22 protein-coding genes and 2 pseudogenes are annotated in these 24,199 nt (G+C 36.2%); all 24 read right to left on the bottom strand.

All coding sequences use genetic code 11. The features are described 5' to 3' along the window. Window positions 1-217: 217 nt before the first annotated feature. Window positions 218-694: an ECF transporter S component gene (locus PCY14_RS09470; RefSeq protein WP_008536283.1), complete on the bottom strand. Its 477-nt coding sequence runs from the start codon at window positions 692-694 to the stop codon at window positions 218-220. Beyond that, window positions 684-1,445, bottom strand: a complete 762-nt coding sequence (locus tag PCY14_RS09465) for a bifunctional hydroxymethylpyrimidine kinase/phosphomethylpyrimidine kinase (RefSeq protein WP_021144899.1) — start codon at window positions 1,443-1,445, stop codon at window positions 684-686. The genes PCY14_RS09470 and PCY14_RS09465 overlap by 11 nt, the downstream gene beginning before the upstream one ends. Further along, window positions 1,438-2,184, bottom strand: coding sequence for a tRNA pseudouridine(38-40) synthase TruA (gene truA, locus PCY14_RS09460; RefSeq protein ID WP_293930658.1), 747 nt, complete (start codon window positions 2,182-2,184; stop codon window positions 1,438-1,440). The genes PCY14_RS09465 and truA overlap by 8 nt, the downstream gene beginning before the upstream one ends. Window positions 2,185-2,287: 103 nt before the next feature. After that, window positions 2,288-3,424, bottom strand: a complete 1,137-nt coding sequence (gene dnaJ, locus PCY14_RS09455; RefSeq protein WP_301363466.1) for a molecular chaperone DnaJ — start codon at window positions 3,422-3,424, stop codon at window positions 2,288-2,290. Between the two features lie 368 nt (window positions 3,425-3,792). Beyond that, window positions 3,793-5,616, bottom strand: coding sequence for a molecular chaperone DnaK (dnaK, locus tag PCY14_RS09450; protein ID WP_002888263.1), 1,824 nt, complete (start codon window positions 5,614-5,616; stop codon window positions 3,793-3,795). Between the two features lie 478 nt (window positions 5,617-6,094). Continuing rightward, a complete protein-coding gene (gene grpE / locus PCY14_RS09445; protein ID WP_037609553.1) occupies window positions 6,095-6,619 on the bottom strand; it encodes a nucleotide exchange factor GrpE in 525 nt (174 codons plus the stop codon). 38 nt (window positions 6,620-6,657) lie between these two features. Beyond that, on the bottom strand, window positions 6,658-7,692 hold the full coding sequence (gene hrcA / locus PCY14_RS09440) for a heat-inducible transcriptional repressor HrcA (protein ID WP_021151348.1): 1,035 nt from the start codon (window positions 7,690-7,692) through the stop codon (window positions 6,658-6,660). A gap of 188 nt (window positions 7,693-7,880) precedes the next feature. Further along, complete coding sequence (locus PCY14_RS09435; protein WP_008536272.1) at window positions 7,881-8,465, bottom strand: glycoside hydrolase family 73 protein; 585 nt, start codon at window positions 8,463-8,465, stop codon at window positions 7,881-7,883. Beyond that, window positions 8,462-9,064: pseudogene (locus PCY14_RS09430) on the bottom strand (M15 family metallopeptidase); the annotation flags it as partial. The gene PCY14_RS09435 and the pseudogene PCY14_RS09430, both read right to left, overlap by 4 nt. Window positions 9,065-9,245: 181 nt before the next feature. Continuing rightward, window positions 9,246-9,950: a histidine phosphatase family protein gene (locus PCY14_RS09425; protein WP_008536268.1), complete on the bottom strand. Its 705-nt coding sequence runs from the start codon at window positions 9,948-9,950 to the stop codon at window positions 9,246-9,248. Window positions 9,951-10,065: 115 nt separating this feature from the next. After that, window positions 10,066-11,403, bottom strand: a complete 1,338-nt coding sequence (locus PCY14_RS09420; RefSeq protein WP_002888271.1) for a PFL family protein — start codon at window positions 11,401-11,403, stop codon at window positions 10,066-10,068. 18 nt (window positions 11,404-11,421) lie between these two features. Further along, window positions 11,422-11,688, bottom strand: a complete 267-nt coding sequence (locus tag PCY14_RS09415) for an ACT domain-containing protein (RefSeq protein ID WP_002888272.1) — start codon at window positions 11,686-11,688, stop codon at window positions 11,422-11,424. 380 nt (window positions 11,689-12,068) lie between these two features. Continuing rightward, the gene (locus tag PCY14_RS09410) at window positions 12,069-13,286 is read right to left on the bottom strand and encodes a CapA family protein (protein ID WP_021144892.1); all 1,218 of its coding nucleotides are present in this window, start codon (window positions 13,284-13,286) and stop codon (window positions 12,069-12,071) included. Between the two features lie 168 nt (window positions 13,287-13,454). Next, on the bottom strand, window positions 13,455-14,291 hold the full coding sequence (srtB, locus tag PCY14_RS09405) for a class B sortase, LPKTxAVK-specific (protein WP_008536263.1): 837 nt from the start codon (window positions 14,289-14,291) through the stop codon (window positions 13,455-13,457). Window positions 14,292-14,377: 86 nt separating this feature from the next. Then, entirely contained in the window at window positions 14,378-14,779 is a 402-nt protein-coding gene (locus PCY14_RS09400) for an LPKTxAVK-anchored surface protein (RefSeq protein WP_021144889.1), read from the bottom strand. Between the two features lie 640 nt (window positions 14,780-15,419). Then, window positions 15,420-15,629 (bottom strand): helix-turn-helix transcriptional regulator, encoded by a 210-nt coding sequence (locus PCY14_RS09395; RefSeq protein ID WP_021144888.1) that lies wholly within the window; start codon window positions 15,627-15,629, stop codon window positions 15,420-15,422. A 3-nt stretch (window positions 15,630-15,632) separates the two neighbouring features. Further along, a complete protein-coding gene (locus PCY14_RS09390; RefSeq protein WP_293917569.1) occupies window positions 15,633-16,169 on the bottom strand; it encodes a hypothetical protein in 537 nt (178 codons plus the stop codon). 670 nt (window positions 16,170-16,839) lie between these two features. After that, window positions 16,840-17,403 carry an NAD(P)H-dependent oxidoreductase gene (locus tag PCY14_RS09385; protein ID WP_014621053.1) on the bottom strand — a complete coding sequence of 188 codons (564 nt, stop codon included), beginning with the start codon at window positions 17,401-17,403 and terminating at the stop codon, window positions 16,840-16,842. Continuing rightward, a pseudogene (locus PCY14_RS09380) lies at window positions 17,400-17,997 on the bottom strand (TetR/AcrR family transcriptional regulator). The gene PCY14_RS09385 and the pseudogene PCY14_RS09380 overlap by 4 nt, the downstream one beginning before the upstream one ends. Before the next feature lie 99 nt (window positions 17,998-18,096). Further along, window positions 18,097-18,720, bottom strand: coding sequence for a TetR/AcrR family transcriptional regulator (locus tag PCY14_RS09375; RefSeq protein WP_014621050.1), 624 nt, complete (start codon window positions 18,718-18,720; stop codon window positions 18,097-18,099). Beyond that, window positions 18,713-19,573: an ABC transporter permease gene (locus PCY14_RS09370; protein WP_048790479.1), complete on the bottom strand. Its 861-nt coding sequence runs from the start codon at window positions 19,571-19,573 to the stop codon at window positions 18,713-18,715. The genes PCY14_RS09375 and PCY14_RS09370 overlap by 8 nt, the downstream gene beginning before the upstream one ends. Further along, a complete protein-coding gene (locus PCY14_RS09365; protein ID WP_048790478.1) occupies window positions 19,573-20,493 on the bottom strand; it encodes an ABC transporter ATP-binding protein in 921 nt (306 codons plus the stop codon). Before PCY14_RS09365 ends, PCY14_RS09370 begins: the two co-directional genes overlap by 1 nt. Further along, window positions 20,432-21,217 carry a 4'-phosphopantetheinyl transferase superfamily protein gene (locus PCY14_RS09360; protein WP_155213654.1) on the bottom strand — a complete coding sequence of 262 codons (786 nt, stop codon included), beginning with the start codon at window positions 21,215-21,217 and terminating at the stop codon, window positions 20,432-20,434. Before PCY14_RS09360 ends, PCY14_RS09365 begins: the two co-directional genes overlap by 62 nt. Beyond that, window positions 21,201-24,182: an SDR family NAD(P)-dependent oxidoreductase gene (locus PCY14_RS09355; RefSeq protein WP_301363463.1), complete on the bottom strand. Its 2,982-nt coding sequence runs from the start codon at window positions 24,180-24,182 to the stop codon at window positions 21,201-21,203. The genes PCY14_RS09360 and PCY14_RS09355 overlap by 17 nt, the downstream gene beginning before the upstream one ends. Between the last annotated feature and the right edge of the window lie 17 nt (window positions 24,183-24,199).

Genomic DNA, 24,199 nt, shown 5'->3' with positions numbered 1-24,199 from the left:
AATATCTTGTCAACACTTTTTGAAAAGTTTTTTCCAAACTTCCTCGTGTCTCTGCTTCATCCTCCGATGTAGCCTATTCATATTATCATCTCTTGCTTACCTTGTCAATAACTTTTTTAAAGTTTTAGAACTATTTTAAGTTAATGTCAGTCTACTTGAGACAACTTTCATATCTTATCATTCATTACATTGGATGTCAATATGTTTTTAACGAAACTTATTTCCCTTTTCTAGATTGAACCTTTTGGAATCCTTGATATAATATCCAACCGATTAGTATCCCTAGAGTGTTCTGACAGAAATTCGGTATGATTTCTGCGACGGCAGATCCTATTCCATACATAAATATTGAAGCAAGAGCATAACCACCAACCATTGAAATTGTAGCAAGTAACAAACCTACAATACGATATTTTCCCTTAAATCCAGCAAAATATCCTTGCGCACCATGAATCAGTAAACTAATAAACATCCATTGTGGAGCAGACGATAAGAGATCAATCAGAAATGCTGATAAACCTCCTACAATAGCTCCCTCTTTTTTACCTAAATAGAAGGCGGTAAAGTAGATACCTGCATCTACCAAAGTCAACAATCCTGTTGGTGTGGGGATTTTAGCTACAAATCCAAAAGTGACTGACAACGCTGTTAAAACAGCTAACAATGTTAGTTTTTTTGTTTTATCATTTTGCATATTGAACTACTCCAAACTCATTTGATTGTTTAATTGATTCAAAAACAAAGGCTTTAGCATTAGCTATAGCGTCAATTTCTGAATATCCCTTAACTAGTTCACTTGCTATACTAGAGGCAAATGTACAACCTGCACCTGTATTATTTTTATCCAATACAGCCTCTTCAAAGATTTTATAGTCTTTTCCATTATAAAAGACATCTATTGCTTTATGATTATTTAAACGATTACCACCCTTAACGATGACTGTCTTAGCACCTAATTCATTTAAAATACAAGCTGCACTCTTCATATCGTCAAGAGTATGGATTTTTTTATCAATAAGGAGCTCAGCTTCTGGTAAATTTGGAGTTATGACTGTAACATATGGGAAAAATTTAACTAATTCATTACGTAGCCGAGAAACCTCAACGTCATGGGTCTCCTTACAAACTAATACAGGGTCCAAAACAATTGGTATTCCAGGATGATTCTTAACAAAATCCAAAGTTAGCTCTGCGATTTCAACGTTTGGTAATAACCCAATTTTAATTGCTGAGAAAGGCACATCTATTAGTGATTCCAGTTGTTGCTTAAAGACCTTGCTATCAATCGGAATAACCTCAAAACCATGTTCCGTCATTGCTGTCAGACAAGTCAAAGCTACAAAGCCATGTTGCTTATTGGTTGTAAATGTTGCTAAGTCTGCGTGAAGCCCTCCACCACTAAAAATGTCATTACCTGAAATGGCTAAAATTAATTCATCACTCATATTTTATCTCCTTCAAATATAATCCATTACCTGATGCTGTCGGTCCCGCAAGCTTACGATCACAACTTTCCAAAACTGTCTTAACTTGAGAAATAGGCATGCGACCATTTCCAATTTTCAACAATGTTCCGACCATGTTTCTAACTTGCTTATAAAGAAAACCATTGCCAGAAAAAGTAAAGACATAGAATCCAGTTTTTTCATTAATTGAGACTCGAGCTTGGGTAATTGTGCGCACCTTATTTTCTACAGAGGTACCCGAAGCTGTGAAACCTGTGAAATCATGCGTACCAACCAAATCTTTGGCAGCTTCTTGCATAGGAGCTAAGCTTAGTGGATAGGGATAATGGGTGGCATAATTTCGCATCATAGGATTTTTAGGACGACCTGCATCTACTAGAAACTCATAAGTCTTACTATGTTTATTGTAACGTGCATGGAAATCCTCTGATACAAGTTCGATACTAACAATATCAATATCATCTGGGCATTGCGTATCTAAACCGAAACGCAGCTTCTCTGGATCCCGCTCCTGAGGCAAATCGAAGTGAATAACTTGTCCATAGGCATGAACACCAGCATCCGTTCGACCTGCTCCGTGAACTACTACAGGTGTGCCACTATTTAGCCGCAATAGCGTTTTCTCAATTTCCTCCTGAATAGAGCGAGCGTCTGGTTGTCTTTGAAAACCTGAAAAAAGTGTACCATCATAGGAAATTATTGCTTTGTATCTAACCATAAGCCTATCATATCAAATTTAATTGAGGATAAAAAGTGGTTAGGCTATAAATTGACCCCATACAGTTTTTGTGGTAAAAAAAGACGCTCAAGGCGTCTTTTCATTACAGGTCTTCTAAAGCATCTTTTACTTTGTTAAAAAACCCTTTTTTCTGTGGGGCAATCTTTTCATCACCACTTGCTTTGGCAAAGGCGAGAAGAGCCTCTTTTTGAGCATCATTGAGCTTCGTAGGTGTCACAATCTTCACTGTAACGTGTTGGTCTCCTTGTGATCCACCACGAAGACGTGGGGCACCCTTACCTTTGAGACGGAAAGTTTTACCTGTTTGAGTTCCAGCTGGAATAGTCATCTCAACATTTCCATGAACTGTTGGTACTTCAACAGTGTCACCAAGAGCTGCTTGAACAAAGGAAATGTTAAGAGTGTAGTATATCGTTGATCCGTCACGAGTAAATTTGTCACTTGGATTTACATTGATGATGACAAAGAGATCTCCGTAAGGACCGCCATTGAATCCGGATTCACCTTGACCAGCAAGACGGATTTGCTGACCTGTTTCAACACCTGCTGGAATCTTGACAGATACTTTATGGCTTTGTTTTTCATGTCCTGTTCCATGACAAGTTTGACAAGGATCCTTGATTTCTTGACCTGTTCCATGACAGACATCACAAGTTACTTGACGTCGCATCACCCCAAGTGGTGTTTGCGTATCAACATTGATAACCCCTTGACCATGACAGCGACCACAGGTTACAGGGCTTGTTCCCGGTTTTGCACCAGATCCTGAACATGTCTTACATGTCGCTTCACGGTTGTAGTGAACTTCTTTTTCAGCACCAAAAACAGCCTCTTCAAAACTTAGGTTGACACGATACTGAAGGTCATCTCCTTGGCGAGGAGCATTCGGATTGCGAGCAGCACCGCCACCAAAGAAGCTTGAGAAGATATCCTCAAAGCCTCCGAAGCCTGCTCCACCATCAAAACCACCGAAGCCACCTTGACCACCAAAGCCTGCATTAGCACCATCAGGTCCATATTGGTCATAAGCTGCACGTTTTTGATCGTCACTTAATGTCTCATAGGCCTCTTGGACCTCTTTATATTTTTCTTCTGCGCCTGGTTCTTTATTAATGTCTGGGTGGTATTTCTTAGACATCTTACGATAGGCACGTTTTATTTCATCTTGAGAGGCATCCTTAGATACCCCAAGACGATCGTAATATTCAGTATTGTTCATAATTTAAGATACAAAGGGCATCCAATGAAGAAAGCCAAAACAATAGTTTTTAAGAGGGGTAAATGGACCTTTTAATTAGCTATCTTTCTGGCTTGGTTCATAGCCCGTGTTCACCAACGAACACTCTTTGTTCCTTTCTTTTTTATTTTTTACAACATGAAGCAGAAGCATATCTTGCATTTACTTCACTTATTTTACCGAAAAACAGAGGCTGGTTTGCAACCTCTGGATTTCTTTTTATCATTTAGTTGTTAAGCTGAATTGAGCACGCCCTAACCTCTTGGTGAAAAAGATAAATCTTTCTAGAAACTAAAGTTTCTGCGTCAGATTTCCTATTTTCACTGTGAGGTTTTAACGGGCTTTGCATCTTACTTTTCCGTAAACTCTCCGTCTACGACATCGTCACCTGAATTATCTGCTGTTTGTGCACCTTCTGCTCCTGCTTGAGCTTGTTGTGCTGCTGCAGCTTGTTCGTAAAGTTTAACGGCAAGAGCTTGAGCTTTTTCGTTAAGAGCTTCCAATTTAGCCTTCATATCATCAAGATTTCCTGATTCTTGAGCTTTCTTAAGATCGTCAAGGGCTGATTGAGCAGCATCACGTTCTGTATCGAAACCTTTACCTTCTGTTTCTTTGATTGTCTTTTCAGTAGCAAAGATAGCTTGGTCGACTTCGTTACGAAGATCTACTTCTTCTTTACGTTTTGCATCTGCTTCAGCATTTGCTTCGGCATCTTTCATCATTTTTTCAATTTCTTCATCAGTCAAGCCTGAGTTAGATTGGATAACGATGTGTTGTTCTTTTTGAGTTCCAAGGTCTTTCGCTTTAACAGATACGATACCGTTCTTGTCGATGTCGAATGTTACTTCGATTTGTGGGATACCACGAGGTGCAGCTGGGATATCTGTCAATTGGAAACGTCCAAGAGTCTTGTTATCTGCTGCCATTGGGCGTTCCCCTTGAAGAACATGGATATCAACGGCTGGTTGGTTATCTGCTGCTGTTGAGAAGACTTGTGATTTAGATGTTGGAATCGTAGTGTTACGGTCGATGAGTTTTGTGAAGACTCCACCCATTGTTTCAATACCAAGTGACAATGGTGTTACGTCAAGAAGAACGACGTCTTTAACATCACCAGTGATCACACCACCTTGGATAGCAGCACCCATGGCAACAACTTCATCAGGGTTAACTGATTTGTTTGGTTCTTTACCAGTTTCAGCCTTAACAGCTTCTACAACGGCTGGGATACGAGTTGAACCACCGACAAGGATAACTTCATCAATATCTGACAAGCTCAAGCCAGCATCTGAAAGGGCTTGACGAACTGGAGTTTTAGTACGTTCTACAAGGTCACGAGTCAAATCATCAAATTTCGCACGAGTCAATGTCATTTCCAAGTGAAGAGGTCCAGCCTCACCAGCAGTGATGAATGGCAAGCTGATTTGTGTTGAAGTGACACCTGAAAGGTCTTTCTTAGCTTTTTCTGCTGCGTCTTTCAAACGTTGAAGAGCCATCTTGTCTGTTGACAAGTCGATGCCGTTTTCTTTCTTGAATTCTTCAACCATGTGATCAATGATTTTTTGGTCAAAGTCATCACCACCGAGTTTGTTATCCCCTGCAGTTGCCAATACATCAAAGACACCATCTCCAAGTTCAAGGATAGATACGTCGAACGTACCACCACCAAGGTCGAATACCAAGATTTTTTCTTCTTTATCAGTCTTGTCCAAACCGTAAGCAAGAGCTGCTGCAGTTGGTTCGTTAACGATACGTTCTACTTCAAGACCAGCGATTTTACCAGCGTCTTTAGTTGCTTGACGTTGAGCATCATTGAAGTAAGCTGGAACTGTGATAACTGCTTTGGTTACTTTTTCACCAAGGTAATCTTCAGCGTAACCTTTCAAGTATTGAAGAATCATAGCTGAGATTTCTTGTGGTGTGTATTCTTTACCGTTTGCAGAAACTTTTTCAGAAGTACCCATCTTAGATTTGATAGAGATTACTGTATCTGGATTTGTGACTGCTTGACGTTTTGCAGCGTCACCAACGATGATTTCACCGTTTTTGAATGAAACAACTGAAGGTGTTGTACGGTTACCTTCTGGGTTTGCGATAATTTTTGATTCAGTTCCTTCAAGAACTGCTACTGCTGAGTTTGTTGTACCTAAGTCAATACCAATAATTTTAGACATATGTTTTTCTCCTTGAATCTATCTTCTTTTTTTCTTTTTGATACTTCCCTTAAGTGGTGGGGACGTGAGCAACTCCCTTCGGGATTTCATCACTTATTTTTGAGCCTACTGTCTCAAAAATCCCCTGTTTCAGTAGCACACGCTACTGAAACTTTCACCACGACGGGAAATATCTGCTTTGCAAGCCTATGGCTTGCTTCTTATCTTTCTTTCATAGTTTAGTGTCGTTTCGGACAAGTTTCCTATTATGTTACAACACGAGGAGTCGAAATCAATATTATTTCGACGACGAGTTAGTAAGGAGGCTAGGCAAACGCCATAGCGACTGCCGTTTTCTGACGAGTCGCTTTAGCTACCGTCAGAATTGCCTAGTTGAACACGCCCTAAGCTCTGGGTAAAAAAGATAGATTTCCTTGTGTTCATCGAACACTTCGTCAATCTCCTATTTTTACTGTGAGCTTTTTACGGGCTTTGTATCCTAGTTATAAACTACTACCATAGCCGGTCTTAGGACGCGTTCATGGAGTTTGTAGCCTTTTTGGAAGACTTGTGCAATGGTGTCTGCTGGATGTTCATCATCTGCTGGCATGGTTTGAATAGCCATATGGAAGTTGTGGTCAAAATCACCATCGGCTGGGATTTCTTCGATTCCTTCCTCTTTCAGAGCATGTACCAAACTTTCTTGGACCATCTCCAAGCCCTTCTTCACATCATCTGTCAAACCTTCAACGGCAAGAGCACGTTCGAGATTATCCAATGATGGCAAAATAGCTTTTGCCAAATCCTGACTACGATATTTTTGCAGTTGTTGACGTTCTTCATTTGCACGACGCTGAATATTTTGCATTTCTGCATGGGCACGGAGATATTTGTTTTCCAACTCCTCTGCACGCGCTTGTGCTTCTTCAAGTTCAGAAGGGTCTTTTGCTTCCTCTACAACTTTTTCAGTTGTTTCAGTAGTTTCCTCTTCTTTTACTTCTTCTTTTTTAATATCTTCTGTCAAGGCATACACCTCTTTCTATGCTTTTTAAACTTTATATATTAGTTAACTTCGTAATGGTTACTATTGAGATACCGATAATAATCCGTCAACTTCATAACCAAAACCCTACCGATAACATTGACCAAACTAATCATGCGATGATAATCCATTTCAACAGGACCAATCACATGCATAAGTGCCATCCCACGATAAGGAATCAGGAATTTATGACTGATGACTGTTATATTTTCAAGAGCTTCTTCAGTTAATTCAGCAACCGAAACCTTGGTCACTTCATCATCGGAGATAGCTGATCGAAGTTCAAGCGCCACATGTTGTGGATTATCCAAAAACTGATAAGTTTTTAAATCGGCATAGGTCAATGATGCAACCTTACCTTCGATGAAAATCAATTCCCTAAAGAGTTGTGAAAAGATATAATCAAACAAATCCAAAACATTATCTGTTGTTTTAAAATACTTTTGCACAATCTGAGGAATTTCTGTCCGTAATCGATAATGGATATCTAAAACAGTGTTCCCCAAGAAACGTTCTTGAACAAGTTTATGAAAAATTTCCAAATCACTAGACAAGAAATTCTTCGGAATAGCAAACTGAACTGTCACCGGCTTAGATTCATCCAAAGTAAGAACTGCTAAAGCATCATGATTAGACAACTGAACGATTTCAAATCCCGTCAGACGCTGTCTGGTCGGTTCCACATCTTGAATCACTGCTGTGCATCCTGTCATTTCTGCCAGCAACTTTGCTGCTGCGTCCAAAATGTCTTCAAGTTTAAAAGCCTCAAAGTCGAAGGCCTTGACAACTTGATAAACATCCTGCTCATCAATCGTATCAAGATTCAAAGAGTTAGCGACAAAATATTGAAAACCTGCTCGGCTTGGCATACGCCCACTAGAAGTATGGGCTTTTTCAAGATAACCCATTTTTTCTAACTTGGCCATGTCATTTCGAATAGTCGCTGAACTTGAATCGATAGATTCTTGCAAAGCTTTAGAACCAACTGGTTCATGGGTACGAGTGAACATCTCAACAATCAAATTCAAAATAGCGTTTTGTCTTTGCGTAATCACGATGTCACCTCATTTCTATTTATTAGCACTCTCATATGCCGACTGCTAACTTATGATTCTATTATACACCTAAACTCTAACATGTCAACACAAAAAACCAAAAAATTAGCACTCTTTTTGCAAGAGTGCTAAAAATACATCTAAAGACCTAGAAAAAATAAAAAATACCCTCAAGGGGCATTTAAATCTCAGCGATCATATTTTGACAAATGATAGGTTTCAACAATAGAAATGAGATGCTTAGCATAGTCCGGATCACTGTTGAAACCTGCAGCTTGTAATTTTTCCGCCGCAACTTTATAACTAGTCGTTCCTGCTACCTCTTTATAGGTTGATTCACCCCATCTTCCCTGACGAAGACCTTCCAAATAAGCCAACATAGAACTTGACCAATCCTTGAAGACTGCAAAATCTACCTTTTGATATTGCCATTTACCTTTACTATAAACGTTATCTTTCAGAAGGATATGCTCCTGACCCGGCTGAGCAGATAGACTATATAGATTATGATATTTGACCGACAAAAGACTGCTACCATAATTAGACTCATACGCCGCTTGACTGAGGAGAATAGAGGCAGGCACACCGTAGGTTTTGGACATCTTTTGCGCTGTAGGAGCCAAGTTGTCAACGAATTCTTTCTGTGTGTAGGCAACTTTGACTGAACGAGCATTGTCATCCGTAGACGCATGCAAGATGAGTGGCAAGAGGATACCTAGAGCGAAAACAGCAACTAAGATTATGAAGGCTTTTAGTTTAAAACGTCGTCTCACTTAGTCTTCTCCTTTAATAGTGCCAGATATTCTTCTAAGGTAAGGTCATGCTTGGTCATATACTCTGCCGACTTTTTACCAACATAACGGAAATGCCAGTCCTCATAATCTACGCCTGTTGATGACGCCTTTCCTTCTGGGAAGCGAAGAACAAAGCCATATTTTGGTGCTAATTCCTTGACCTTAGCAACCGTATCAGGATCTGCTTCGTTTAGGCTATCAACGGTACTCATATCAATTGCAAGACCTGTTTGATGTTCACTAGCACCAGGAGGTTGTGAGTACGTTTGAACCTTTTTCTCTGCTTGAGATTTCGTCAAACTTGGATCTGTAGCCATTTCTTGTTGAACATAGGTGTTATAAAGTTCTGTTTGGTAAGCAACACTGCGGTAACCTGAAATGAGATGATAACTTGGATCAATTTCTTGAGCTGCTGCTAAAAATTCTTTGACGTTCTTAGCAATTCTTGAATCTACGGAAATACCATCAACATCTGCAATCTTTGGATTAAGCTCTTTAGACTTATTATCTCGATTTACCAAAAGCAATTCCCAGTCTTTCGGTGATACATCAGGAAGTCCTTTCGTATCTTTACTCTGAGTTGCACTTGCAGTTTGCTTGTCACTCTTTGTGACTGATGTTCCACTGGTTTGTTGAACCGTATGATGCACACCAAATAGTGAATAGGCTCCCGCCATAACTAGCAATACTACAATCAAGACACTACTAACAATCAAAAACCAATTGGTTTGTTTTTTCGCCTGACGACGACTTGGATACTTATTTTTTGCCATTTTCTTTTTCTATTATCTCTCGTCCAACCTGACGATAAGTCATCTCGCCAAGCGTTTCTAATGTGAATTTCCCATTGTCATATGTAACGACAGTTACCGAACCATTATCTAATGAAGGATGTTCGACAGAAGGATCAATTAACCAAGCTAGGGTCGCAATAGTCATGCCGTGACTGACGACAATAGCATCACCACCACCAGCTTTTAACACATCCTCTGCAATAGCTGTAAAACCCTCTATAATACGTTTTTTAAGAACTTCCCAAGGTTCTGCCCAACCAGCCGTATCTACATCAAGAATACTCTGTGCAAGCTCGGGGTAGCTCACTTCGTATAAATCCTTACCTTGAAAAGCATCTGTTCTCGGTAGCACACCATAGAAAAGTTCGCCATCGTAGCCACCATCTAAACTACCAAAGCACCACTCACGAATGCGCTTGTCCCGTTTATACGGAATGCTCTCAAAACCAGTCTCACGTAAGATAATGTCCATGGTTTGAATGGTACGTCCCGAATCACTAGAATAGGCAGACTTGAAAGGAATACCTGCCGCTTTTAGACCTACACCCAGCTCACGAATGCCCTCTTCCCCAGATGGCGTTAAAGGACTATCGGACCAACCTTGCGCACGTCCAATAGTATTAAACATGGTTTTTCCATGTCTCGCAATATACAACTTAACCTTACTCATGGCGCCCCCTTCTTTCCGTCATTTTGAATTCATTATAGCACAAATCTACCTGACTATCTAGCTAGCGAAACCATCAGAAAATGCTTCACCAATCGGTAAAGCACTTATCATCACTTTAGTTTTTAAAGCTATGAACAGGAGCTGGGATTTGACCACCACGCGCTATAAAATCAGCCGAAGAAGCTTTATTTACCTTCATTACTGGCGCATAGCCAAGGAGACCACCAAGTTCAAGCATATCACCTTCCTTACCATAAGGAATGATGCGAACAGCTGTTGTTTTCTGGTTAATGACACCAATAGCGGCTTCATCAGCAATCATAGCTGCAATTGTTGTATCTGGCGTATCAGCTGGAATAGCAATCATATCCAAACCAACAGAACAGATAGCCGTCATAGCTTCCAATTTTTCAAGGTTGATATGACCAGACTTAACAGCTGCAATCATCCCCTCGTCTTCAGAAACCGGGATAAAAGCACCTGATAAACCTCCGACTTGGTTACATGCCATGATACCACCCTTTTTAACTTGGTCATTAAGAAGGGCAAGAGCTGCAGTAGTACCATGCGTACCAACAACTTCAAGACCCATTGCTTCAAGTACACGAGCCACTGAATCACCTACTGCTGGAGTTGGTGCAAGAGACAAGTCTACAATACCAAATTCAACGCCTAGTCGTTCGCTAGCCATCTGACCAACCAACTGACCAACACGTGTGATTTTAAAAGCCGTCTTCTTAACTGTTTCTGCTAGAACATCGAAGCTTTCACCTGGAACCTTCTCAACAGCACGCTGCACCACACCAGGGCCTGAAACCCCAACATTGATTACAACGTCAGCTTCTCCAACACCATGGAAGGCACCTGCCATAAAGGGATTATCTTCAACCGCATTAGCAAAGACGACCAATTTACCTGGGCCCATTGGATCTGCTTCAGAAGCTTCTTTGATGATACGTCCCATGTCACGTACTGCCGTCATGTTAATACCAGTTTTTGTTGAACCGATATTTACAGATGAGCAGACAAAATCAGTCTCAGCAAGCGCACGTGGGATAGAATTAATAAGAATCTCATCACCTTTTTGGTAGCCCTTTTGAACAAGGGCAGAAAAACCACCAATAAAGTTAACACCGATTTCTTTAGCCGCACGATCAAGTGCTCTGGCAAATGGTACATAGTCTGTCGCATCTGTCGCTGCACCAATGATTGAGATTGGCGTAACTGAGACACGTTTGTTAACAATTGGAATACCAAGTTCAGCCGCAATTTCGTCACCAACTGCTACCAAATTCTTAGCTTTAGAAACAATCTTGTTGTATACCTTTTCCGCAGCCTTATCAATATCTGAATCAATACAATCAAGGAGTGAGATTCCCATGGTAATGGTACGAACATCAAAGTTCTGTTCCTCAATCATGGCAATGGTTTCTGTAACCTGTTTAATATCCATTTTTTAGCTACTCCTATCTTACAAGTTGTACATAGCATCAAAAATCGCTGAACTTTGGATGTTGATTTTAACGTTCAATGATTCACCAAAGGCTTCCAATTCACCACGTAGGTGAGTAAAATCCTGCTTATCTTCTGATGATACCACTGCCATCATCGTAAAGAACTCATCAAGGACTGTTTGGGAAATGTCGTCAATGTTCAAGCCAAGCTCTGCAACCTTAGTCGCAACTCCTGCAACAATACCCGCTTTATCCTTACCTACAACTGTAATAATCGCTTTCATGACAAGCCTCCATCATTTTATTTTGTATAATTTTAGCATATTTTACGTAAAAAGGCTATTTTTTATAGAAAATATACCTTTTTAAGCGAAAAAGACGAATATTTTCACCCATTTTAGCTAGTATCGTTTATGAATTAGATTCATACCAATACCTAAAAACTTGTGGATAACTAAATTTACAACGTCAGTCTTTTTTATGATTTCTCATCTTAAAAATTCAATGATACACACTGTCCACAGACTTATCCACAATTGTGGATAAGTCTGTGGGTAACTTGTCTATAAACAAAAAAATACCACCCCAATTGAACGGCATCCCAAAAGTTAGACAGAAAAAATCTAACTTTTGAGATCAATACAATTCAGGTGATATTATCAATTTATTTCCACTTTAAATTAACATGAGCATTCATTTCTTTATAGGCAGTATCCACACGTTCTTTGGTTTCTTCGTCTAGTTGATTTCTATATTTTCCACCTTTGATGAAATCCTCTAATATGTAGGTTTGGTAGGTATACAAAGGATAACCTTCTGGTGAAACTGTTCCCTTAGGTGTACGGTTAACCCAGGTTGGGTGCGCTTGAGCTGTCTTAATCGTGGTTTGACCATTTTTCTTTTCAAGAGTAAGGTCCATCAAAACACCTCTCTCTGTCCATTTCGCGCTATCCACACCGTCCATTGTTTCTATACGCTGGTTAGAAATGAAATTCCCCATCGAGTAAATAATAAGCTTTTGCTGTCCATCTTTTTTTACCACCTCAGACGGCTCAACCACATGAGGATGTCCTCCAAAGATAACATCAGCCCCCCAATCAATCATCTTATGATAAAGGGTAATCTGCTCTTTTGTCGGTTCCAAACGATACTCAACGCCCATCTGCGGCATGATAACAGTGATATCAGCTTCTTTTTCAGCACGTTCAATCTCAGCCTTCATACGTTTTTCATCTAGATTCGACAAATGATCCGCAACCTCTTTCTTAGTCAGATTTGAATCCAGACCGTTGTAACCATAAGAATAGGAGAGTATCGCAATCTTGATACCATTAACATTCTTGATGAGTAGGGGTGCCTTGTCACGCACAGGTTTTTCATAAACACCGATAGGGTCAATGCCTACTTTTTTAAAGGCATTAGCTGTTGTAAAAGCCCCCTCTAAACCAGAATCCAAAATATGGTTGTGGGCCAAATCCATGACATTATAGCCAGCATCCTTGATTGCCGTAGTCACTGCTTGAGGAGCATTAAATAAGGGATAACCCGACAGAGGATAATCAGGATTAATGGTCCCTTCGAAATCACCCAAAACCAAATCAGCCTGCTTTAACCACGGTTTCACATAAGTAAAATTTTCCGTAAAATCATAGCTACCATCTTCCTGAAGGGCACTCATATAAAGACCGTCGTGATAAAGCAAGTCACCATTTGCCATGATACGTGCCGTCTTTACTTGATTCGAACCATTTTTCCGCTGTTCATTATTGCCATTAACAATTAAAATTTCAAGAAAAAGCAAACCTAAGACGAGGGCAATCAACCCCATCAAAATCTTATTAGTCATTGCAATGTCACGCTTTTTAGCACGGCTCTGTTCCATAATAATCTCCTTTTTCACACTTCTAGTGTACCAAAAAAAGTTATCCATAAATCGTAAATAAGATTAATAAACGATTACATCTCACCTCTATAATGATTGACAAGCATAGAAGCTGTTTCGAAACAAGATAAAAACCCTACTTCAGCAGAAGTAGAGTTCTATTAATCATTATCGTGTTGGTGTATATTCCAAATCTTTGCCATGCTTAGCAACAAAATCTGTCATTTCAGAATCTGGAATTTGACGCAAGTAGAGATTAGCACGAATCGTTTCATCCTCCTCACGACAAGTAGAAAGAACGAGGTATTTATCTGAAGCACTAACCTTCAAATCCTTGTTTTTAACACTAGCATGATCATAAATGATATCCAACTGTTGTTTAAAGTCTTTATCATTTTCAAAAGATGTACGATAGAACGCTGTATCCTCAGGTACGATGACCATCGCAAGGGCTTCGTAATAATACTTACGTTGAGGTGTTTCTATAACAACATATTTGTGTTTGTCAAAGAATGACTGATCACTGTAGTAGTTAACATCATTGAACATACGGCTATCAGCAACCTTACTTCCTCGAGCATGACCAAAGAGCCAAGTCAAGCGATCACTGAAGTCTTTCTTATTATCTGTGTCCATGAAGACTGTTCCTAAATAAGGAACATTTCCCCCATCAAACGTTTTGTTCAAATAAGTTGAATTATCTGTTGTTTGAACAACTGGCTCATCTAATTTCGTCCCTGGGGCATAAACATAAGCTATAGTATCAGGGTTAGTTGCAGTAAGGCCATCAAACTTGTTCTTTAGATAAGATTTTTCCTCATCCGAAACCTTATAAGTGCTTGCTTTTTTGGTAGTCAAAGCACTCTTAATACCATTAGAAGATGACGCTGTTGGCGACATGTACTGGAAGCCAAGGAAAATTGCCAAAGCAGCAATCACTAAGGCTGAAATCCCAGCAATCAGTTTTTTGCGAGATCCAGTAGATTTACGATTATGACTACTCATGAAATATGAAATCCTTTTCTTTATCTATAGAAAAATATCACCGAAGCCTAAGCCCCAGTGATATTCTTTTCAGCAATAACGGTTAATTATTTAACTGCTGCTGTATTTGGAAGAGTTTTAGCGTCAGCTTTAGCTGCTGCTGGAGCTTTTTGTTCTGCTGCTTTTACAGCTTTAGCTTCATCTTTAACTGCAGCTGCATCTTTATTTTCATCAGCTTTAGGAGCTTCTGCTTCACCTTTTTCAACTTTAAGGTTTTCACCTGGTTTAAGTTGGTTAGCATCGCGAGTCCATTTTTCTGATTTATCGCCAAGATCTTTATCGTTAGCTGCTTTGATTGAGTCAACTGTTGCAGGTTGGTTATTATCTTCTACATAGATACCTGATTCGTTTGACCAACGATTAGCTCCCAATTCACCGTCTGCGAATACTGCAGCTGATGATGCGAATACTGCAAGAACTGCAGCTGATGTAAGCAATACTTTTTTCATAATTGTTTCTCCTCTAATGGATTATTATATTTTATATCAGGACCTCCCTGACATTTATAGATTATAACACTATTTAGGGATATGTCAACAATTTTTTAAAAACTTTTTTAAATTTTTAATATACACTACAATTCCTACGAACAAAGGAGTCGAAGGGGATATTATTACTCAAAAATAATTAACGGTTTTTAATCTTAGTGTTATTTTGAACAATTTATTATGCGCTATCTTAAGTTAAAATACAAACCTTTCTTCATATATAAAGATAAAACCAGTAAAATATACATTCATTATCATAAAAAATAATGGCTAGAAGAGGCCTATAAAACGACCAAATCTAAGTTATTTGAGGTGTAGAACAATATCAACTTTCAAGTTATCGTACCTATTTATTTTCTGGTGTTTTTGGATGATAAATACATAATATGCAAGACTTTAGTTTGCTACATTAGATAAAAATTAGGATTTATGAGAGTTGTTTTGTTTGGGAATTCGTTTACATCAGTTAGAATTATGAAAAAATAAGCTGCTATCTTATTTTTGATAGAGTTTAAACTAAAATTTTTTTAAGAAAATCATTTTGACAAATTTTTCGTATACACTATGAGTAACTCCTAAAATAAGGATTGTTTTACTTCTCTTATTTCAGATGAAATAGTTCTTCCACTTGTTTATTAAAGACTTGTGCTATTTTTAAAGCCATTTCCAACGAAGGGTTGTAGCGGTTATTTTCCAAGTGAATAATCGTTTCTCTCCGTATCCCTACTTGATCTGCTAAATCTTGTTGAGTCATACCATAAGCTTCCCTTACTTCTTTCAAGTTAGTCTCTATTTTACTTTCTTTCGCCATATTTCATCCCCTTTTTTCAATGATAAAGTAAGTAATGGCAAATAATAAGAGTAAAAAAGCCACCAAAATATAAAGAAATCCAGCATTCAAAATGAAAACTCCACCGACGGCTATCAAGGTTGCAATTAGAAGTAATATGAAGATTGCTATTGTAAACAAAATGGAAGAGGACTTTGCAATATTTCTATAAAATCGTTCATCAGGTTCTTCATTAATTCTCTTGAATAAGAAGTAAAACATTAATAATAATTGAACACTTAATCCAATTCCTAACATTATATTCTTAATCAAAGAACCAGGAGTTAGAAGCCAAACTCCAATAGTATAGATCGAGGACGAGAGAAGTACAAGCACTGTATATAATTTTGCAGTAATCCCAAACATGTTTTTCTCTTTCTTTTGATAGGTTGATTTTGAGAGGACCGATAGCATCGTACAAGCTAAATACGTAGGAAGCCAAGACATCGTCATAATAGCACCTTTTGCTAGAATCGGTAGGTGATTCCCCAGCAATAAAACTAAACATACAACAATAAGCATGCTAGCCATATAAATAATTATCTTTAAGTTCCTCGACATTTTCATCTTTGTCAGCTCCTTTTAAAATGTTATAAATATATCACATCTCATCTGTTATAAATATATCACATTGTTGTAGAATTTTCAAGATGAATGCAAAATTCAAGTAAGATTTAGAATATTTTTTTAGAAATCCATACAAAAAAGCCCCCATAAGGCAAACCTGTGAGTGCTTTGAAACGTTGATATAATCGTATTGATTAACGTTTTGAGTGAAGTGGTTGCCATCCAATCAAACGTCGCTTTGCTTGTTTTCTTGGGGCAACTGTGCATAGCATATCTCTATGCGACTAAAGTCGCTAGAGCTATCCTAATTGCGCACCACCAGTTCTCATACAAAAAAACACCTTGCAAGCTGCAAAGTGTTTTCGTTTGTACTCTGCTGTCCAGTAACGAATTAACGTTTAGAGAACTGGCTAGCTTTACGAGCTTTCTTAAGACCTGGTTTGAACAACTTTTGCTTGAATAAATTTCAAAAGCCTTTAATATCAATTATTTCCACGATTTTCTGAAAGCACACTTTCAATCAATTTCAACTAATTTCGTCGGAATGGTGTGAATTTTACCCTAAAAAGCATTGAATTGAGCTATTAAATACTAAAAATTCACACCACTATTGTATTCTAATAATTTATAGATTTTTTGCTTTCAGGATAATCTTATCCAAGGCCTTTTGTCGCTTCTGATCAGAAATTGTTTCAACACCAGCAATTCGACTGATGGTGACTGGTGAAATACCACAGGCTTTTAAAATCTGATTTTTAAGGACCTTACCATAGTCTTGAGAAAATAGTGTAATAAAAGATGGCGTATTGTGGGTAGTAATAATCCATGCCTTACCTTTTAAATGGCCTTTTAAGCCAGTCTTAGTGTTGTGATAAGCAAATCCAGCGACAAAGACACAATCCATAAAACCCTTGAGCATCGCTGGCATCCCTGACCACCAAATAGGAAAGATGAAAATAAATTGGTCTGCCCAAGTCACCAAATCACGGTATTTAGCAGTTTTAGGATTAGAGACTAAATCACGTCTTCGATGTTTCTCATCAAAACGCAAAGTGGGATCAAATCCTTCAGCATAAAGGTCAAGTACTTGAAGTTTATGGGACTTATCAATGTTTTCTCGTACTTGTTTAAGGATGAATGAGTTGAAACTTTGTGGGTTAGGATGGGCCGTGATAATTAATATATTCATGCGTTTTCTCCTTTAATGTAAATATCAAGCATCTCTCCGAGTAATAATCGAAGAGATGCTTGTGAAAAATTCGTTCCGATAGAACTTTTTTGATAGAATAGCCAAGCCTGAGATAAAACTACAAAAGTGAAAGAGAGTATCAGCTTCACTATTATGGAAGCCTTTCTCCTCTCTTAGTGCTAGAACAACACGTTTAAAAGAATCAAAACCAAGTAAGTCTTTTTCTACTAAAATAGTATCTCCAGAAAGCTCCATGTATTTAAAGGGCGATTTAATAAAAAGAGCTTTCAAAGACATAAGGATTCTTCTGTGTAGCTAAAACAAAGTTAAATCCCATTTGACTCAATTCATCTCTCGCTGATGTGAATGACGTGATGCCAACGAAAATCTCATTGGCCCAAAAATCAGAAAGACGTGATAGGACAATTCTGAGATACCATCTTTACTGCCAAAGTGTTTATAGGGAGCACCGTGTGTAATACGACTTTTTTGTAAGACGGTCCTTAGTGATAGATTATCTATGCCATGTTGGCAGATTTGTTCTATTCCTGCTTGAATCAAATTTCCTTTGAGCTGTGCTGTATTTCGTTTCACATAATCTCCTAAATAAGGGGGATTAATTTAATAATATTGGAGTTTTTACCAAATCACTTTTTCTTATATAAATAGGAATAAATAACAATAGTTGTCCTATCAAATACCATATTCCTGCTTAATTCCAAGAGTATATGATTTAATCATGCCTTGAATATAATTTCTTAAAATTATATTTTTATTCTCACTATCAATACTACCAGCAATAATAGATAAACCACTAATATAGGACCAAAGATTAACAATGTGCCTATTGTGGTCCTGCTTAATCCCATTATTATTGAAATAATGAATTACAACTTCTTTAAATAGATTGAAGCTATTGTTTTCATCATTGTAATCAATCTGGATATCTGTTCCTAATTGTACATGACGTTCAAACTTGCTATAAAATAAAAACTCAAAATAGTGAGGATAGTCCTGAGAAAATTGTAAAAATCTCACTCCCATATTTATCAAATCTTCTTCAGCATCTTCATAAGAGTGATGACATTCTTTCTTTAAAAAATTATAAAAAATATGCGACACTTCAATAAGTAGTTTATCCATCAAATCACTCTTTCCATCAAAATGCCTATAAATAGATGGAGTACTTACATGACAAGCCTTTGAAATATCTTTTAGTTCAACAGATTGGAATCCTTTATCATATATAATTTTTAGACCTTGCTTAATAATTTCATTTTTTAAATCACCATGATGAAATTTATTTTTTTCATTCATTTTTTCTCTCCCTTAATTGATAACCAGATAATAGAATAAATAGCACTATAACAAACAACAGTAAATAAATTATCTCATAATTTTTTAATACGTGATTGAAAATTTTTACATGAATCCCCATATCTAGTTTAAGTTGCTCAACAGTAGACGAACTATCACCTTTCGTAATAGCCTTCAAAGGTTCTTTGGTTAAAAGACTACGAATCTGTGCTACACCATAAGTCGGTGGGAAAAATTTCATAATATATTGAACATAACTAGGCAGTGCTCCTATAGGTAAATAGATTCCTGCTAAAAATCCTGTTAGCGTTCCTAATATAGTTGAAACCGAACTAAAAGCAGTTACAGATTTAACAAAATTCACTACAAAGAATGTAAAACTGGTTGCCGATAAACTATTTAGAGTAATATAAATAAGAAGTAGTGGAATAGTGGAAACCGTAATTATTTGATAACCTAACATCCCCATTACTAGAGTCCAAATCAATAACACAACAAGTGTAATCACAAGACTCATCAGCCAAGCAGCTATAATATAACTGAATACAATTACTAATTTCTTAACTGGGCTAACAGCAAAACTGGTATATATTCCTGTTTCATAGTCTTTAACTTTAACACCAAATACTCCTAAAGAAATAGTAACTGAACTAACGATAATAATTCCAGATAGCACCCAAGTATTAACAAACAAGAAATTCCCAGAATTAGTTCCAATAGACTGATCGATGGTATTTTCTAGATAATTTCCTAAAAATAATAGATATAATCCTATTGTAACGAAAATAGCAACAAGAGAGGAAATTAATGTTCCCTTATCTCGGATATAAATCTTTAAATGTCTTTTAATCATTACACACTATCCCCCGTTTGTTTTAAAATATTGATAAATGCATCATCTAAATTTCCTTTAAAGTACTCAAACGAATCTATCAACGAATCATATTTCAATATTTCCCTTACGTTACCAATGCTTGGATCCTCAATAATTAAATGATCGTCGGATATTTTGTAAGACAATGGTACATTTTTGACACTAGTTATTAATTGCTCCATTGTTTCTTTATAAGGATATAAAAATAATCGGTCACAAGAATACTTTTTCTGAAGAGCAATAGCCGTTCCTGTTGCAACAATTCTACCTTGATTAATAACTGTGATTAAATCAGAATTTCTCGCTTCTTCAAGATAATGGGTCGTTAAAAAGATAGTCATTCCAAAATTATTTTTCAATGTCCCAATAATCTCCCAGACAGTTTTCCTTGACTCAGGGTCCAAACCAGTCGTTGGCTCATCAAGCAATAAAATTTTAGGTTCATGAAATATTGCTCGAGCTATTTCAACTCGCCTTTTTTGCCCACCTGACAAAGTATGAAAAGGTTGATTCAAATAGTTTTTAAAATCTAATTGATTAGCTACTTCTTCTAAGCGATTTTCAAACTCATTACCTATGATTCCATATAAACTAGCTCTAAATCTCAAGTTTTCCGAAACCGTCAGTAAATTATCCAAAACATTATGTTGGTAGACTACCCCAATTTTTTTTCTAATGTCTTGACTATGTTTTCTGACATCTAATCCATCAATAAAAACTTCTCCACTAGAGGATTTTAATACTGTACAAATAATGTTGATTGTTGTTGATTTACCGGCTCCATTGGGTCCCAAAAAGGAAAATAGACTACCTTCTTCTACATCAAAACTGAGGTTATCAACAACTGTCCTTTGTTGATAAGTCTTCTTTAAATTTTTTACTGATATAATTGATGTCATTATCTATACCTCCTCGTATCTTCGCACTACAAATGCAATATCCATCTAAAAAATCAACATTTAAACTTAGAGGTTCTCTATAAACACAAGCCCCTAGTTTATTTGAATGAATAACTACTTCTAATTCATTTAAATTTTTAAATAATATCTCTATTTTTTTAGGATTACCAGATAAGCCTATTGAAAAAAGCTTCCCCACTGATTCTTTTATACACCACAACATGGTACAACTACATTCAAATGTAGTTTGTTTAAAAATTTTTGATATAGATTCTAATTCTTTCGAAGTAAAGCAATATTCTAAAAATTCACTTGAGATATTTTTAAATATTTTTTCAATATCTATACCAATGCTTCCACCTTCCTGTTTTTCATACACTTCTACTGCTACTAATGGGGATGAATAGGACATACTTACACTCATACTAGTAACTTTGTTTTTAAAAAAAAGAACAGGTTGGCCTATATCTCCCATATTATTAAGAACTTCAAAACAATTTAATTCATCGCTACCAAAATCATTTTTTACAATATTTTTAATCATAAATCTTGATAATATTTTTAAATACTGTTTTTCTAATATACGTATTCTATTTATTTTTTTTAATTCATTTCTTGATAGATAATTTTTAAACAATTTAAAGTCAAAATCAGTATAATCATCGATATTTTGAATATAAATACCTGGATCTTTAAAAAACTTTATTTTAAATTTCAATTTCATAATCAGAAGTTTGTCCAACCTTAGTTAAGTGCATTTGTTCAATAATTAATAATAATTTTGACTCATTAAATACAAAAGCATCATAAATCACCTCGTCACCATTTTCAGCAACTTTTTCAACATAGGCTTTCACCTTTTCACCAATATTAAAACTCTCCAAGGAAATTGTTTTAGAAATAAAGGTTGGAACAACTGTATTACCATTTTGATAAAATTCATTTAATAGCATAAGCCTTCCAACATTATCAATTAAAATTGGATTAATTTTAGAATCAATATTATTGATAAAATTAAATACCTTACTTTCATCAGTTACATTAATATCGCCAATAGATATTTTTTTACTGTTATCCACTCTCACATTACTAATATTTCTAAAGTTAGGTCCAAAAAATATATTATCTGCTCCTTTCAAATAATATTTATCCATATTTAAATGTTTTTTTATCTGGATACTATTATATTTACCCAGCATATCTCTGTACCTTTCAACAGATTCTGTAGTTAATAAATTATTCATTTCAATAATACCCGATGAATGAATAATATTTTTCTGCAAAACTACACCTTTACTGTTTACAAAATCAGAAGAAAGTGTAACTTTCATAACTAATTGATTGTCACTTTTTAATAATATCTCACCAGTTAAAGTCAGTTCTACCTCTCTATCCTCATATACTTTAATAAATTTTTCAAACTCAAATTCAGAAATTTCGGCCACTTTATATTCTTTCATTCCAAAATTATTCAAATATAAATCAGCTAATTCCGCTGCTGCTTCAACATGATAAACACCAGCCAAAACACTTGTACCTTTCACAATATGTTCCTTTAAATGTTCATCATAATCTATTGATAATTTTCTCTTTGCTATAATTTTATTTTCATCTATATATTTGACTGAGTCAATCATAGGATATTCTTCTCGATTACACACCCTGCCATCCTTTGATATCACTTCAGAAAACCCAACTATATCATTGGTATAATCAAGTTGTCCTAACGGCATATTTTTAGTTCCTAAATTATGAAAAAGTAACACTTCATTTGTTCCCTTATAAAGAAATATTTCCTCTAGGAATCGTTGAGTTCCTTCAGAAACCGAGATATAAGAAAGACCTCTTTCATATTTTTGAACTTTTTGAACGTCATCATTAGTTGCCATTCCAACTTCATCCCAAGCTGGCCAGCCAATTACAACACTCTTAGTTTGAGATAAACTGTTAATGTTGTCAGACATTTTCACTAAAAAATCTGCTGCTGCTGAATAATCCACTTGTCCATCCATACCAAATCGTCCACTAATTGAGCCCATATGGATAATAAATTTTACTAATCCGTATTGAATAAAGTATTTATATAATAAAAACGTTGCATTAGCTTTTACTTTTACAACATTGAGAGCTGCATTTTCATTTTTAGCATTAACTTTCCCAAAAGATGGTAAACCGGCTCCATTTATAATTCCACTAATTTGAATATTATTTTCATTTAAATATTTTTTAAGCCGAATTACATCTTTTTCACTAGCAAAATCACATTTTATGTATTCAAAATTGATATTGAGATTTTTTAGTGATTCAATATTTTTAGCTAGTATCCTTGAGTTTCTTAATTTTTCATATTTTAATAAAATATCTAGCGCAGAATATTTTGGATTCAATTTTTTCTGTTGAATCATGAATCGAGATTTATAACTATCAAATTCCACACCTGTCATTTGAATATAATCCTCATCCATAGATGGAATATCAGTACGACCTGTTAGGATTAATTTTGCACCTGTTTTTAAAGCTAATTGTTTGGCACATTCAAAGGTGATTCCTCTTCCCCCACCAGTTGCAAGTACTACATCATTACTGGAAAACGAATATTTTTCCTCAAAAGCTACATTTTCCATTGTTTTCGTAACAATACCCTTTCGAGTTTTATTCTTTATACCAATCTCAATTAAATTACCAATTGAAGAAAATTCCCTCAATAATATATTTGAAATCTCTTCATTAGTTAAGTGATCAGAATCATCAATATCAACAACTTTTGTTTTGAATGGTCGCAATTCTTTTTCAAGTGCTTTTACAAAACCTGTAACTAAGGCCCCCAATGGATTGATTACTTCATTTTGATTATTTTCTACTCCAAAATATTTTCCGATATTTGTAACCCCAAAGTATGCAGAATTAGTATGATTTTTTAAAAATTCATATGAAATCTTAGATGAATAGAATAACCCATTATATAGGCTCAATACTGTGCTTTCCCATTCTTCTGTAGTCATATCACTATTAATTGATACAATATTCGTTAATCCTTGAAGATTAATAATACAATCAACATAGCCTAATTGATTTACTCTCTCTTGAAATACATTTTTAATATCCTCACTATTAGAAAAATCGAATTCTAATGGTGAAATCAAAGCAACCTTATTATTACTTTCAGATAGTCTTTCTAACATTAATTTACTAAGTTCACCATCTTTTGAATCTCCGATTAACAAAATATTCCTATTTTCTAAAGGATATGATGCTTCATCATTTATTGCCATATCAATTGTACTTGCAGAATATCTAGACATTTCATAAAATTCATCAGGCTGAATATTAACAATACTTTTATCTGTAGAGATAGGAATAGATGAGTTGAGCAATGGAACAGTATTAGATTGATTACTCTTAATATAACTTACAATATCAGAAATTGTATGAGGTAAACCTTCCTCGCTATCTACGATATCACTAAGTTTAAACTCAGTTCTTACCTTAGCCATAATTTCCGATTGCTTAACCGAGTCAATACCCAAATCTGCCTCTAAATCGGCTTCATCCTCAAGTAGCTCTTCTGGATAGCCTGTCTTATCAGTAATAAAACTTTTAACAACTTTACTAATCTCCACCTTACTTAATGGTTCATCTGTTGTCGTATCTGTATTTACTTCTGATTGATCACTTGTGGCATTACTCAAGCCATTAGCGATATAAG

The sequence above is a fragment of the Streptococcus sp. SV2 genome, from assembly GCF_030440175.1.
GTDB classification, from domain to species: Bacteria; Bacillota; Bacilli; order Lactobacillales; family Streptococcaceae; genus Streptococcus; species Streptococcus raffinosi.
This window is presented reverse-complemented; position numbering and strand designations above follow the sequence as displayed.

Bases quoted from the DNA above. Each gene is read 5' to 3' on its own strand.
- dnaK (WP_002888263.1), bottom strand. From the start codon at position 5,616: ATGTCTAAAATTATTGGTATTGACTTAGGTACAACAAACTCAGCAGTA.
- PCY14_RS09400 (WP_021144889.1), bottom strand. From the start codon at position 14,779: ATGAAAAAAGTATTGCTTACATCAGCTGCAGTTCTTGCAGTATTCGCA.
- PCY14_RS09370 (WP_048790479.1), bottom strand. From the start codon at position 19,573: ATGATTAAAAGACATTTAAAGATTTATATCCGAGATAAGGGAACATTA.
- PCY14_RS09415 (WP_002888272.1), bottom strand. From the start codon at position 11,688: ATGAAAGCGATTATTACAGTTGTAGGTAAGGATAAAGCGGGTATTGTT.
- PCY14_RS09365 (WP_048790478.1), bottom strand. From the start codon at position 20,493: ATGACATCAATTATATCAGTAAAAAATTTAAAGAAGACTTATCAACAA.
- PCY14_RS09395 (WP_021144888.1), bottom strand. From the start codon at position 15,629: ATGGCGAAAGAAAGTAAAATAGAGACTAACTTGAAAGAAGTAAGGGAA.
- PCY14_RS09385 (WP_014621053.1), bottom strand. From the start codon at position 17,403: ATGAATATATTAATTATCACGGCCCATCCTAACCCACAAAGTTTCAAC.
- PCY14_RS09375 (WP_014621050.1), bottom strand. From the start codon at position 18,720: ATGAATGAAAAAAATAAATTTCATCATGGTGATTTAAAAAATGAAATT.
- PCY14_RS09410 (WP_021144892.1), bottom strand. From the start codon at position 13,286: ATGGAACAGAGCCGTGCTAAAAAGCGTGACATTGCAATGACTAATAAG.
- PCY14_RS09425 (WP_008536268.1), bottom strand. From the start codon at position 9,950: ATGAGTAAGGTTAAGTTGTATATTGCGAGACATGGAAAAACCATGTTT.
- PCY14_RS09420 (WP_002888271.1), bottom strand. From the start codon at position 11,403: ATGGATATTAAACAGGTTACAGAAACCATTGCCATGATTGAGGAACAG.
- truA (WP_293930658.1), bottom strand. From the start codon at position 2,184: ATGGTTAGATACAAAGCAATAATTTCCTATGATGGTACACTTTTTTCA.
- PCY14_RS09390 (WP_293917569.1), bottom strand. From the start codon at position 16,169: ATGCTTATTGTTGTATGTTTAGTTTTATTGCTGGGGAATCACCTACCG.
- dnaJ (WP_301363466.1), bottom strand. From the start codon at position 3,424: ATGAACAATACTGAATATTACGATCGTCTTGGGGTATCTAAGGATGCC.
- PCY14_RS09470 (WP_008536283.1), bottom strand. From the start codon at position 694: ATGCAAAATGATAAAACAAAAAAACTAACATTGTTAGCTGTTTTAACA.
- srtB (WP_008536263.1), bottom strand. From the start codon at position 14,291: ATGAGTAGTCATAATCGTAAATCTACTGGATCTCGCAAAAAACTGATT.
- PCY14_RS09360 (WP_155213654.1), bottom strand. From the start codon at position 21,217: ATGAAATTGAAATTTAAAATAAAGTTTTTTAAAGATCCAGGTATTTAT.
- PCY14_RS09465 (WP_021144899.1), bottom strand. From the start codon at position 1,445: ATGAGTGATGAATTAATTTTAGCCATTTCAGGTAATGACATTTTTAGT.